The 12767-nt window shown below is 75.3% G+C and carries 11 protein-coding genes; 3 read left to right on the forward strand and 8 right to left on the reverse strand.

Going from position 1 to position 12767, the window contains the following annotated elements; translation table 11 throughout:
* Nucleotides 1-94: 94 nt before the first annotated feature.
* On the forward strand, nt 95-859 hold the full coding sequence (locus AB0E62_RS09090) for a hypothetical protein (RefSeq protein ID WP_362190253.1): 765 nt from the start codon (nt 95-97) through the stop codon (nt 857-859).
* A gap of 113 nt (nt 860-972) precedes the next feature.
* Here the strand turns inward: AB0E62_RS09090 and AB0E62_RS09095 are convergent, their stop codons facing one another.
* Entirely contained in the window at nt 973-1662 is a 690-nt protein-coding gene (locus AB0E62_RS09095; protein WP_362190255.1) for a GntR family transcriptional regulator, read from the reverse strand.
* Between the two features lie 178 nt (nt 1663-1840).
* On the opposite strand from AB0E62_RS09095, the gene AB0E62_RS09100 reads away from it, so the two are divergent.
* Together AB0E62_RS09100 and AB0E62_RS09105 are read left to right on the forward strand one after the other, a co-directional pair.
* Nucleotides 1841-2683 carry a (2Fe-2S)-binding protein gene (locus AB0E62_RS09100; protein ID WP_362190257.1) on the forward strand — a complete coding sequence of 281 codons (843 nt, stop codon included), beginning with the start codon at nt 1841-1843 and terminating at the stop codon, nt 2681-2683.
* A gap of 173 nt (nt 2684-2856) precedes the next feature.
* Nucleotides 2857-3891: a DUF2637 domain-containing protein gene (locus AB0E62_RS09105; protein ID WP_362190259.1), complete on the forward strand. Its 1035-nt coding sequence runs from the start codon at nt 2857-2859 to the stop codon at nt 3889-3891.
* 59 nt (nt 3892-3950) lie between these two features.
* Here AB0E62_RS09105 and AB0E62_RS09110 read toward each other — a convergent pair whose 3' ends face one another.
* The 7 genes from AB0E62_RS09110 to rsgA form a co-directional block, all read right to left on the reverse strand.
* Nucleotides 3951-4394, reverse strand: coding sequence for an ATP-binding protein (locus AB0E62_RS09110; RefSeq protein ID WP_362190261.1), 444 nt, complete (start codon nt 4392-4394; stop codon nt 3951-3953).
* 330 nt (nt 4395-4724) lie between these two features.
* The gene (locus AB0E62_RS09115; RefSeq protein ID WP_362190263.1) at nt 4725-6467 is read right to left on the reverse strand and encodes a pyruvate dehydrogenase; all 1743 of its coding nucleotides are present in this window, start codon (nt 6465-6467) and stop codon (nt 4725-4727) included.
* Between the two features lie 67 nt (nt 6468-6534).
* Nucleotides 6535-7710, reverse strand: a complete 1176-nt coding sequence (locus AB0E62_RS09120) for a protein phosphatase 2C domain-containing protein (RefSeq protein WP_362190265.1) — start codon at nt 7708-7710, stop codon at nt 6535-6537.
* Between the two features lie 297 nt (nt 7711-8007).
* A complete protein-coding gene (locus AB0E62_RS09125; RefSeq protein ID WP_362190267.1) occupies nt 8008-9294 on the reverse strand; it encodes a GDSL-type esterase/lipase family protein in 1287 nt (428 codons plus the stop codon).
* Between the two features lie 123 nt (nt 9295-9417).
* Nucleotides 9418-9906, reverse strand: coding sequence for a methylated-DNA--[protein]-cysteine S-methyltransferase (locus tag AB0E62_RS09130; RefSeq protein WP_362190269.1), 489 nt, complete (start codon nt 9904-9906; stop codon nt 9418-9420).
* A 60-nt stretch (nt 9907-9966) separates the two neighbouring features.
* Nucleotides 9967-11364: an AlkA N-terminal domain-containing protein gene (locus tag AB0E62_RS09135; RefSeq protein ID WP_362190271.1), complete on the reverse strand. Its 1398-nt coding sequence runs from the start codon at nt 11362-11364 to the stop codon at nt 9967-9969.
* 97 nt (nt 11365-11461) lie between these two features.
* Complete coding sequence (gene rsgA, locus AB0E62_RS09140) at nt 11462-12556, reverse strand: ribosome small subunit-dependent GTPase A (protein WP_362190273.1); 1095 nt, start codon at nt 12554-12556, stop codon at nt 11462-11464.
* Nucleotides 12557-12767 lie beyond the last annotated feature (211 nt).

Genomic DNA, 12767 nt, shown 5'->3' on the forward strand with positions numbered 1-12767 from the left:
CCTCTTGGCCGGGCCCCGCGATTGGTGCTGGAATGCGGCCACCACTCAACAGCTCGATGGCGTGCATGGGGAGGGCAACGTGGCGCATACCGCCATGTCTGGTAACGGAACGACCGATGACGATCCTCTCCAGAACGCGGTATGGCGGCTGCGCAGCCGGGCCTGCTGGGCCGACGCGGCGGCCCTGTTGCCGGCCGACCGGGCCGCCCCGGCCCTCCAGCGGGCCGCGCTGCTGGTGGAACGGTGCCTGTACACCGAGCGGGGCTGGGCGGAGGCGGAGGACGCGCTGCGCACGGCGGAGGCGCTGGCGCACACCGACGAGGAGCGCGGGGCCGCCGCCTGCGAGCGCGGCCAACTCGCGTACACGGCCACGCTGCACGGCGTCCGGGACCGCGCGGACGAGGCGCGGGCCGCGCTGGGCCGGGCGGCGGCGCTGCTCCCTCCGGGGGCGCCGGGGCGGGCGCTGCTGGACTTCCGGCGCGGGCTGGTCGCCGAGAACCTGGCCCGCTCCCCGCAGGCGGCTCGCGCCGCGTACCGCCGGGCGCACGCGGCGGCGGGGGCGCACGCCGATTCCCTGCTGCTGTCGTTCACCTGGCGCCATCTGGCCGGACTGGCCCTGCGGGACGGGGAGGTGGCCGACGCGCGGCACGGCTTCGCGGAGTCCCTGCGGATCCGGGAGGAGCTGGGCTATCTGGTGGGCACGGCGCCGGCGCTGGTGTCCCTGGCCGACACGGAGGACGAACCGGAGGCGTCCCGGCTGCGCGAGGAGGCCCGGCGCCTGTTCCGGCTCCTGGGGGGTGTCCCGACGTGGCTGGCCCGCCAACTGGCGCCGCCCGCACCAGGGGTGGCCACGGCTTAGGGGGATCCTGTACGACACCGGGTGCGGGGGCTTGCTCACACGGCTCGACGGCGCCGCCCCGCGGAGGCCCGGGCCCCGAGAACTCGGGCCGCGAGGAATCAGGCCGCGAGGAATCAGGCCGCACCGGCGAAGTGCTCGCGCACCAGCCCCCGTACCACGTCCACGTCCCCGGCCGTCAACGCGTCGAGCAGGGCGGTGTGTTCGGCCGCGTCGGCGACCAGGCAGGCCGTGGCCCGCCGGACGGGCGGCCACTGCGCCCGCCGGTGCAGATCCTCGGCGATCCGGACCAGCTGCTCGTTGCCCGCCAGGGCGAGCAGCGCCCGGTGGAAGGCGCGGTCGGACTCGGCGTACGCCGCCGGGCAGCCCGTGGCCGCCACGCGCGCCGTCTCCTCCGCGAGCGGCCGCAGCTCGGCCCACCGCTCGGCCGGCACCGTGCGGGCGAGCCGCACCATCACCGGGACCTCGATGAGCGCGCGCACCTCCGCCAGCTCGGCCAGTTCCCGCGCCCCGCGCTCGACCACCCGGAAGCCGCGGTTGGGCACGACCTCGACGGCGCCCTCCAGCGCGAGCTGCTGCATGGCCTCCCGCACCGGCGTGGCCGAGACGCCGAAGCGTTCCCCGAGCACCGGCGCCGAGTACACCTCGCCCGGTGCCAGGTCGCCGGTGACCAGCGCGGTGCGCAGCGCGTCCAGGATCTGCCCGCGCACCGAGGAGCGCTGCACCGGAACCCGTCGCCCGGCGGGGGCGGGTCCGCGCGGGGCCGTGACCGGCCGGCCCGGCGAGCCCTGCACGCCCTGCTTCACGGGTCCTCCTGGCGGCTTGTCGGCACTTGGGGTCATTGAGACGGGTTGTCGGTTGTCCGTCAAGCACCTTAGGCGCACCTGGCGGCAGTTCAAACTCCGCCACAACTGAGTAAGGTAAGGCTTACCTGTACAGATCGGTCCGTGTGTGCGGACGCGTCCGAGGATCGGTGGTTGCGCCATGCCTGCTGCGGTCTCGCCGCTCACCCCGGCCTACGACCGGCTCGGCACGGTCCTCCCGGGGCTGACCGTGACCGAGCTCGGCCCGTACGACCCGGCGCCGCGCGGTCCGGGCTGGACCGACGCCGCGGGGCTCGCGGCGGGCGGCGCGGCGCTGGACGCCTTCCTGGCCTGGGACGCGGCCCAGGTGGAGCGGGACCACGGCCGCCCGGCCCGCCCGGACGTCGTCGCGAGCTTCGGCCTGCACCGCTACGCCTGGGCCGCCTGTCTGCTGATCACCGTCCCGTGGTTCCTGCACCGCCGGGTGCCCCGGCTGCCCGTGACCCACGTCCGCTACGACCGCACGGCCGGCCGGTTCGCCGTACGCCCCCCGGTGTCCGTCGCCTGTCTGCCGGGCGATCCCGCCGCCGCGCTGCCCGGCACGGCCGTCGTACCGGACGAGGAGGCGCTGCGGGCCGAGGTGCGCGCGGCCGTGGCCGAGCATCTGGAGCCGGTGCTCGCGGCCTTCGGGCCCCGGATGCGGCGGCGCGGGCGCGCGCTGTGGGGGATGGCGACGGACGAGGCCGTGGAAGGGCTGTGGTACGTCGCCGGGCTGTTCGGCGAGGACGAGGCGGCGCGGGCCGTGCGGGAGCTGGAACTGCTGCTGCCGGGGACGACCCCGCCGTACGCGGGCTCCGCCGGGTTCCGGACGCTGACCGCTGCGGACGGCCGGCCGCTGCCCACCCGGGACCGGGCGAGCTGCTGCATGTTCTACACCGTCCGCCCGCAGGACACCTGTGTGACGTGTCCGCGCACCCGTGACGGCGAGCGAATCGCGAGACTCACGGCGTGCGCGGCCGGTTGAGGAATCTGTTCGAACTCAACTGCCGCTCATCAGACGATAGTTCGAGACGAATGCCGTCCCGGGCGTCCCTCGCGCACTCCCTTGGCGGCCTCTTCCCCGGAAACCCCCTGAGGGCCGTCGGGCAGGGGCCACTATGGCGGGCGTCACGCCCTATCCCCATGCAAGGGACCCTGATGAGACTGACCGACATATCGCTGAACTGGCTGCTTCCGGGCGCCGTACTGCTCCTGGGCATGGTGGTGGCAGTGGCGGTGCTCGCGCGCGGCAAGCGCTCCGCCGGGGAGAACGCGAGCGCGGACGACAGCGAGGAGCGCCGCCGGCGCAAGGAGGCCCTCTACGGCACGGCCTCCTACGTCCTGCTGTTCTGCTGTGCGGCGGTGGCGGCGGCCCTCTCCTTCCACGGCCTGGTCGGCTTCGGCGAACAGAACCTCGGACTGAGCGACGGCTGGCAGTACCTGGTGCCGTTCGGACTGGACGGCGCCGCGATGTTCTGCTCCGTCCTCGCCGTGCGCGAGGCGAGCCACGGCGACGCCGCCCTCGGCTCCCGGATACTCGTATGGCTGTTCGCCGCGGCGGCGGCCTGGTTCAACTGGGTGCACGCGCCCCGGGGCGCGGGGCACGCGGGCGCCCCGCAGTTCTTCTCCGGCATGTCGCTGTCGGCCGCCGTGCTGTTCGACCGGGCGCTGAAGCAGACCCGCCGGGCCGCGCTGCGCGAGCAGGGCCTGGTGCCGCGCCCGCTGCCGCAGATCCGGATCGTCCGCTGGGCGCGGGCGCCCCGCGAGACCTACCGGGCCTGGTCCCTGATGCTCCTGGAGGGGGTGCGCAGCCTGGACGAGGCGGTCGAGGAGGTCCGCGAGGACCGGCGGCACAAGGAGGAGGCCCGGCAGCGCAGACGCGACCAGCAGCGCGTGGAGCGGGCCCGGCTGAAGGCGATCAGCCGGGGACAGCGCGGCTTCGCCGGCCGGAGTGCCGGACGGCAGGCCGACGTGCAGCCGGTGGAGCGCGCCGCCGCCCCGGCGGCGGCCGCGGAGCCCGCCATACCCGCGCCGGAGCCCCGGCCGGTGCGCGCCCGGCCCTCTCTCCAGCCGGTCCGCGGCACGGCTGAACCGCTGACCGTCGACCTCACGGCCGAGGACGACACCATGGCCCTGCCGCGCCTGGACTCCCTGGAACGCAAGCTCAAGGACCTGGAGCAGCAGCTCGGCTGACCGCCGGCCGGCACCACGGGGGCGTGACCACGGCGGTCACGCCCCGCCCCGTCACCGGTTCACGCGGCCTCGGCACCCAGTTCGAACCACACCGACTTGCCCACGCCGTGCGGCCGTACTCCCCAGGCGTCGGCCAGGGACTCGACCAGGACCAGGCCCCGGCCGTGGGTGTCGTCGTCGGTTTCCGGGGTGTGCCGCTCGGGTCTGCGGGCCACGAAGTCCCGTACCTCCACGCGCAGTCCGTCCGGCTCCAGCACCGCCGTCAGGACGGCGTCGTGGTCGGTGTGGACGATGGCGTTGGTGACGAGTTCGCTGGTGAGCAGCTCGGCTATGTCCGAGCGGCCCGGTTTTCCCCAGTGTCGCAGCAGTTCGCGCAGCGCCCGGCGGGCCTCCGGCACCGCTCTGAGGTCCGCCCGGCCCAGCCTGCGCCGAAGCCGTCGCGCGTCGTCGGTGATGGTGTCCGTCTGGTCCCCCGCTGTCGCCGAGTAGGCCTCGACGGTCATCGGACCGCCCCCTCGCGCCTGCCTCTTCATGACCCCCGCCCGCACGCCGCCGGTCCTTGCCCCTCCTGGTCGAACACGTTCACGGGGGGATGCTTGCCCAGCGGACACCGGGGCAGTCCTGGCGTATGCCCGATGACCGGCGGTTCGGCCATGTCCGCACAGCGCCCCGGCCGTCCGGGGCACCGCTCCGCCACCACGCACCGGGCGCCACGGACGCCGCAGGACACCACGGACGCCCCGGGACGGCGGCCCGGCCCCCTCCGGCACCGGTGGTCGGCACGCCGTCACGCCCCGTGAAACTGGCCGAAATACGCTCCCCCGTCGGGGCGCTCACGGGCGTGGCACGTTCCGCAGGTTGGAGCGGGCCATCTGGAGCATCCGGCCGACGCCGCCGTCCAGCACGATCTTGGAGGCGGACAGCGCGAACCCGGTGACCATCTCGGCGCTGATCTTCGGCGGGATGGACAGGGCGTTGGGGTCGGTGACGATGTCCACCAGGGCGGGCCCCTTGTGCCGGAATGCCTCCTTGAGCGCCCCGGCGAGCTGCTTGGGCTTCTCCACCCGGATGCCGTGGGCGCCGCAGGCCCGGGCCACGGCGGCGAAGTCCGGGTTGGTGTTGGCGGTGCCGTACGAGGGCAGGCCCGCGACCAGCATCTCCAGCTCGACCATGCCGAGCGAGGAGTTGTTGAACAGCACCACCTTCACCGGCAGGTCGTACTGCACGAGCGTGAGGAAGTCGCCCATCAGCATGGAGAAGCCGCCGTCGCCGGACATGGCCACCACCTGCCGGCGCCGGTCGGTGAACTGGGCGCCGATCGCCATCGGCAGCGCGTTCGCCATGGACCCGTGGGAGAACGAACCGATGATCCGGCGGCGGCCGTTGGGCGTGATGTAACGGGCGGCCCAGACATTGCACATGCCGGTGTCCACGGTGAACACGGCGTCGTCGGCGGCGACTTCGTCGAGCACGGCGGCCACGTACTCGGGGTGGATCGGGACGTGCTTGTCGACCTTGCGGGTGTAGGCCTTGACCACGCCCTCCAGCGCGTCGGCGTGCTTCTTCAGCATCCGGTCGAGGAAGCGCCGGTTCGTCTTCTCCTTCACCCGCGGGATGAGGCACCGCAGCGTCTCGCGCACGTCGCCCCAGACGGCGAGGTCGAGCCGGGAGCGCCGGCCGAGCACCTCGGGCCGCACGTCGACCTGGGCGATGCGCACGTCGTCGGGCAGGAAGGCGTTGTACGGGAAGTCGGTGCCGAGCAGGATCAGCAGGTCGCACTCGTGGGTGGCCTCGTAGGCGGCCCCGTAACCGAGCAATCCGCTCATACCCACATCAAAGGGATTGTCGTACTGAATGAACTCCTTTCCCCTGAGCGCGTGGCCCACCGGTGACTTGATCTTGCCGGCGAACTCCATCACCTCGGCGTGCGCGCCGGCCGTGCCGCTGCCGCAGAAGAGGGTGACCTTGCCGGCCGCGTCGATCATCTCCGCCAGCCGGTCGAGCTCGGCGTCCCCGGGCCGCACGGTGGGCCGGGAGGTGACCAGCGCGCTCTGCGCGGCCTTCTCCGGGGCGGGCTCGGCGGCGATGTCGCCGGGCAGCGACACCACGCTCACCCCCCGCTGCCCGACCGCGTGCTGGATGGCGGACTGCAGCAGCCGGGGCATCTGCTTCGGGCTGGAGATCAGCTCGCTGTAGTGGCTGCACTCCTGGAACAGCCGGTCCGGGTGGGTCTCCTGGAAGTAGCCGAGGCCGATCTCGCTGGACGGGATGTGCGAGGCGAGCGCGAGCACCGGGGCCATGGAGCGGTGGGCGTCGTAGAGGCCGTTGATCAGGTGCAGGTTGCCGGGTCCGCAGGAGCCGGCGCAGGCGGCGAGCCTGCCGGTGATCTGGGCCTCGGCACCGGCGGCGAAGGCGGCCGTCTCCTCATGGCGTACGTGGATCCAGTCGATGGCCGCGTTGCGGCGGACGGCGTCCACGACCGGGTTGAGGCTGTCGCCGACGACACCGTAGAGGTGGCGCACACCCGCGCGGACGAGGATGTCGACGAACTGCTCCGCGACGTTCTGTTTGGCCATGGCTCGCGTCTGCCCCTTCGCTCCCGGAATACGGCCCTGCCGTTCCATCAATCCACAGGGGCCGCGGTTACGCCTCCCACACGGCCGCCGCCGTACGGTCGTCGGCGTACCCCTTCACCCGGGTCCCGGTGTCGGCGAGGAAGGCGGCGAGGCCGGGCGGGGTGCCGCCGGACCAGCGGCGGGCCAGGCGGGCGCGCAGGGCGTCCTCGCCGCGCAGCGGGTCGGCCAGGCCCGCCGTGCACAGCAGCAGGACATCACCCGGGCGGGCTACCGAGGCCCGGAACCGGAACGGCTCGCGGGACGGTGCTCCCGGGGCGGCCCCGCTCGGGTGCGGGACGCCGAGGTCCAGGGACGCGCGGTCGGCGCCGGGCTGGTCGCCGGTGCCCCCCGTGCTGCCGTCGGTGAGGTCGTGGGCCGTCGGGTGCGGCTCGATGTCCTGCCAGGCACCGTCGCGCAGCCGGAACAGTCCGCCGTCGCCGACGCCGAAGAAGACACGGACGCGGCAGTCCGGGTCGGCGGACAGCAGCAGGCACCTCAGGCTGACTGGGGAAGCGGGCGGCTCGGTGCCCCGCCCGGCGGCGCCCGTCCGCAGCCGGCCGAGGGCGTGGCCGGCGAGCCGGTGCAGACCGGACCTCAGATCGCCGCGCCGGGCCGCCCGGACGTCCTCCGCGAGCCGCTGGTGACTGCGGCCCACCGCCCGCGCGATCCCCCGGCACGCCTCGGCCGCCGCCAGGTGCGCGCCGGGCACGGCCCGGGCGCCGGCCGCCGTCGCGACCAGGACCAGCGCCCGTTCCCCGGTCCCGAACCGCGCGGTGAGCAGCGCGTCCCGGCGGGGCTCGCCCCGGTAGCGCGCCGAGTCCCCGCGCAGGGACGCGGCCCGCAGCGTGCACGGCCCGTACCGGGCGCCGTCCAGCACGGTGTCCGGGACCAGTTGGCCCAGTGCGTCCGGGTCGGCGAGCGGGAGGGCGGTGGGTTCGGGGTCGTAGGTGGGCGGTCCGGAGCCGACGTAGTCCGACCGGTCGGCGTCCTCGCGCGCGGCCGAAGGCCCGGCCGGGCGCACCGGCACCGCCGTCGCCGGTTCCCGGTGCCGCGGCCCGTGCGCCACCGCGTCGCGCGCCGAGGCGAACCGGTCGTCCAGGGAGTCGGGGGCCGGCGCGGGGCCCGTGTCCGGGGCGGGGTCGTCGTACAACTTCCCCCACCAGTCGTCGCTTTGACGCGCGGGACACGCTCCCTGCCGGCTCATGGCCCCGATTGTCCACCGCACGAGCCGGGGCAGCGGGGGGACCGGGAAAATCCGGTGGCCCGCACGCGGATTACGGCGTGTCGAGTGAAGTTCCGAACACCGTTGCCCCATACGCCTGTTGGCCGCCGGGCGGCCCCACCCCCCACGGGAGGGCCGCCCGGCGACGCGCGACGCGGCCCGGTCCCGGATCCCCTGCCACGCGTTCGCACACGTTCGGGCCCGGGCCACGACACCGGCCGGGTTCCCCGGGACCGCGCCCGTGAACCAGGTGAACGGCCGTGTGTTCCGCGGCCGCTGTCACCGTGGCAGCCGCGCAGGACCGACGGGCCGGACCGGGACGGCGGGCCAAGCGGGGACGACTGGCCGGAAAGAGGCGGTGGGCCGCAGGACACCCGTGGGCCGGTGGGTCAGGGCGCGGTGGACGGTGTCGGCCACGGCGGCCATGCCGGTGTCGTTGAAGTGGAGGTGGTCACCGGGGTCGTAGGCGGGCAGGATGCGCGTGGGGTCGGCCGGGTCGCGGACGGCGGCGTCCGCGTCGGCCACGGCGTCGAACGCGCCGCCCGTACGGATGAAGGCGTTCACCCGCAGCCGTACCGCCTCGCCGGCCGGGGTCCAGGCGGGATAGCCGCCGTACGGGGTGAGGGTGACCCCGACGACCGGGATGCCGCGGGCGTGGGCGCGGGCCACCAGGGCGCGGTAGGCGTCCGCGTAGGCGGCGGGGTCGTACGCCGGCGGGGTGCCCTTGATGTCGTTGACGCCCTCGAAGACGACCAGGGCCCGCACCCCGGACCGGTCGAGGGCGTCGGCGTCCAGACGGGCGAGGGCGCTCGGTCCGGTGCCGTCGCGCAGCAGGCGGTTGCCGCCGATGCCGGCGTTCAGGACACCGATGCGGTGGCCGCGCAGCCGCTGGGCGAGCCGGTCGGGCCAGCGGCGGTTGGTGTCGGGGGTGGAGCCGTCGCCGTCGGTGAGCGAGTCGCCGAACGCGACGACGCTGCCCGCGGCGGACCCCCGGACGTCGACTCCGGTGACGTAGTACCAGCGGCTGGTGGTCCGCGTGTACGCGGTGCCGTCCTCGTCGGCGGCCCGGCCGGCGCCGGCGGGGGCGAGGTAGCTGGTCTGGAGGGCGGTGCGGTGGCAGGTGGCGGGGCCGGAGTCGTCCGGGGTGTACACGGTGACGAGCAGGTCGGCGGCGGGCGGGACGGTCAGCGGCAGCGCGTCGGTGACCGCGTCCGCGCCCGGCGGGACGGTCGCCTCGGGGGCGCCGTGGAAGGTGGCGGTGCTCAGGGTGCCGGGCAGGGCGTCGGGGCCGGCCGCCCGGCGCAGCGCGACGGTGACGGCGCCGAGGCGGAGCGGCCGGGTGCCCAGCCGGTTGCTGAGCCGGACCCGGACGGCCGTGCCCCCGACGCTGAGGTGGACGACGTTGCGGACGGCGGCTCCGGGCAGCGCGGCGGCGGTGCCGGAGGGTGCCGTCTCCCAACTGCCGGTCCAGGACGACGGCGGGGCCGGTGCGGCGACGGCCGGGGCCGGCAGGACCGCCGGCAGGACCGGAAGGAGGACCGCGAGGACCCGTACGACCTTGGCCATGTGTCCCCGCCCTTCCCGGAAGGCCCTTCGCAGCCGAAGGTGCCACATCCCGGGCCGACACGCCGTACCCCGCCCCCACATCCACCCGTTCGGCGCAACGGGCCCCCAGGGAAGGCGACGGACCTAGGGGAGGACGCCTTCCAGGGTGAGCAGCCGGACCTTGCGCTCGAGTCCGCCCGCGTATCCGGTCATCGACCCGTTCGCGCCGATCACCCGGTGGCAGGGGCGCAGGATGAGCAGCGGGTTGGCGCCGATCGCCCCGCCGACGGCGCGTACCGCGGCTCTGGGGGCGCCGGCCCGGGCGGCGATCTCCCCGTAGGTGACGGTGGTGCCGTAGGGCACCTCGTCCAGCGCGGCCCACACCCGCGCGCGGAACTCGGTGCCGGAGGCCCGCAGCGGCAGGTGGAACTCCGTCCGCTCGCCCGCGAAGTACGCGGCGAGTTGCTCGGCGGCGGCCCGGAACGGCCCGGGATCCGCCCGCCAGCCGTCGCCCACGGTCCGTCCGCCCTTCTGCCCGGGCACGGACAGCGAGGTGAGCGCGCCGTCCGCGTCCGCGGTGAGCAGCAGCGGCCCGACGGGGGCGTCCAGGTGGGTGTAGTACACGGTGTTCATCGGGCCGGTGTTCCTCGCTTCGTGAGTGTGGGGGCGGATGGGTTCCGGGTGGGCCGGCGCTCAGGGGATCCGCTCGCCCGCCACCCGCAGGTGCCGGACTGCGTACGACCGCCAGGGCCGCCAGGTGTCGGGGAGGCAGGCGCCGGGCGGGGCCACGTCGGGGTCGCCGAGGGCGCGGACGCGGAGGGTGGCGACGGTGTCCGGGTCCATGCCGGGCAGGGCGAGCAGGGCCTGTTCGGCGGTGTGCCGGTCGGCGCCCGGGTCCAGCCGTACCGTGCCGTCGGCGAGGGCGGTGGCGAGCGCGCCCAGCGGGCCGCCGGGCTCGGCCTCGGCGAGGACGGCGGGCTCGGGGAAGAGGTGGGTGAGGGCGCCGTGCGGCGCGTCGAGCGGTTTGCCGTACCGGCGCACCAGTTCCCCGGCGCGTTCGGTGCCGGCCAGGGCGCGGACGGCGGGCTCCAGCGGGTCGACGGCGCCGGGCGAGCGCAGCCCGGGGCGGGCGACGACCAGCGGGGCGAGCCGGGGATCGCCGCCGAGCCGTTCGTCGACGGCGTACGGGTCGGCGTCCAGGTCGAACAGCCGGCGCAGCCGTTGCACGGCGGTGGTGAGGTCCCTGGGGTCGGTGAGGCGGAGCCGGGCTTCGAGCCAGCCGCCCGGGTGGGTGCCGCCGCGGGGCCCGGCGCAGTGGGCGCGTTCGCGGACGGCGGCGATCCCGGTGCCGTAGGGCAGTCGCAGGGTGCGCCGGTAGGCGCGGGCGCCGGGGGCGCCGGTGACCTCCTCGACGCCGGGGACGGCCTCCCGGGCGAGCTGGTCGAAGAGGGCCGCCGCCTGGTAGGGGCCGCGGTGGGCGAGCCGGAGCGGGATGCCCGCGCCGGGCTCGGCGCGGCGGGCCGCCCGGTCCCGGCCGGTGGCGGCCCGCAGCTCGGTCGGGGTCGCCGCGTACACCTCGCGGATGGTGTCGTTGAACTGGCGGACGCTGTTGAAGCCGCTCGCGAACGCGATCTCGGTCACCGGCAGGCCGGTGGTCTGGAGCAGCACACGCGCGGTGTGCGCGCGCTGGGTCCGGGCGAGCGCCACGGGCCCGGCGCCCAGCTCGGCGGTGAGCTGGCGCTGTACCTGGCGGGCGCTGTAGCCGAGCCGCGCGGCGAGCCCGGCGACGCCCTCGCGGTCCACGACGCCGTCGGCGATCAGGCGCATGGCCCGGCCGGTGACGTCCGCGCGGACGTTCCACTCCGCGGAGCCGGGCACGGTGTCCGGCCGGCACCGCCGGCAGGCCCGGAAGCCGGATCCCTGCGCGGCGGCGGCCGTCGCGAAGAAGCGCACGTTGTGCCGTTTCGGCGGCACGGCCGGGCAGCTGGGGCGGCAGTAGATGCCGGTGGTCTCGACGGCGAAGAAGAACACCCCGTCGAACCGCGCGTCCCGGCTCCGTACCGCTTCGTACCTGCTGTCCTCGTCCTTCACGTGTCCCAGTGTGGGCCGGACGGGGAGGCCGGGGCCAGCGGAAATCGGACACCGAACTGAGGCATCCGGAACGGCCCCCGCCCCCCGCGCTCGGCGACTACCCCCGGCGTCCGCGCTTGGCCTCCATCGCCGCCCTGCCCTCGGCGCCCTTGCGCTTCCAGTCCCGGCGCAGTTCCGCCCGCACCCGGGCGTCGGTCTTGGCCGCGATCCACTGGTTCTCCCGCATCAGCTTGCGGTAGCTGTCCAGTCGTCGCCCGGGGAGTCCGCCGTCCGCCACGGCGGCGCGCACCGCGCATCCCGGCTCGCTCTCGTGCGCGCAGTCGTGGAACCGGCACCCCTCGGCCAGCTCCTCGATCTCGGCGAACACCTGCCCGACGCCGCCCTCCGCGTCGTAGAGGCCGACGCCGCGCAGCCCGGGGGTGTCGATGAGCGCACCGCCGGAGGGCAGGACGAGCAGGTTGCGGGTGGTGGTGGTGTGCCGGCCCTTGCCGTCGACGTCCCGGGCCGCCTGTACGTCCATGACGTCCGCGCCGAGGAGGGCGTTGGCGAGGGTGGACTTGCCGGCGCCGGACTGGCCGAGCAGCACGCTCGTACCGGAGCCGACGAGTGCCACCAGCACGTCGAGCCCGTCGCCGTGCAGGGCGCTGACGGTGAGCACGGGCACGCCGGGCGCGCTGGTCTCCACGTCCCGCACGAGGTGGGCGAGGGTGGCCGGGTCGGGCACGAGGTCGGCCTTGGTGAGCACGACGACGGGCTGGGCGCCGGACTCCCAGGCGAGGGCGAGGAACCGCTCGACGCGGCCGAGGTCGAGTTCCACGGCGAGGGACACGGCGACGACCGCGTGGTCGACGTTGGCGGCGAGGATCTGTCCCTCGGACCGCTTGGAGGAGGTGGAGCGGACGAAGGCGGTGCGGCGGGGCAGGTAGGCGCGCACGTAGCGCGGGTCGCCGTCGGGGTCGACGACGGCCCAGTCCCCCGTGCACACGACCTTCATCGGGTCGCGGGGCACGACGTACTCGGTGTCGGCGCGGACGGTGCCGTCCGCGGTGACGATGTCGCACTGGCCCCGGTCGACCCGTACGACCCGGCCGGGCACGAGCCCGTCGGCCGCGTACGGGGCGAACGCGGCGGCCCAGTCCTCGTCCCAGCCGTAGGGAGCGAGCGCGGTGGACACAGCAGAGGTGGAAGACAAGGGGAAAGACCCTTCACAAGGGCGGCCCCGGACACACGCGCTCGACGCGCGGTGGATTCAGCCGGCGGCCACGGAGGTGGACGTGACGAGTTCCTGGATGAGGGCAGCGCCCGGCACAGTGACAGCCATCGGTCGACACCTCCTCTTCCTCACTCGCGCGTTCGCACGCCACCTCGGCGTGTGCGCCAACTGTAGCCCGCGCGCGGGCCCG

It is taken from the genome of Streptomyces sp. NPDC038707, assembly GCF_040636485.1.
Classification (GTDB): Bacteria; Actinomycetota; Actinomycetes; order Streptomycetales; family Streptomycetaceae; genus Streptomyces.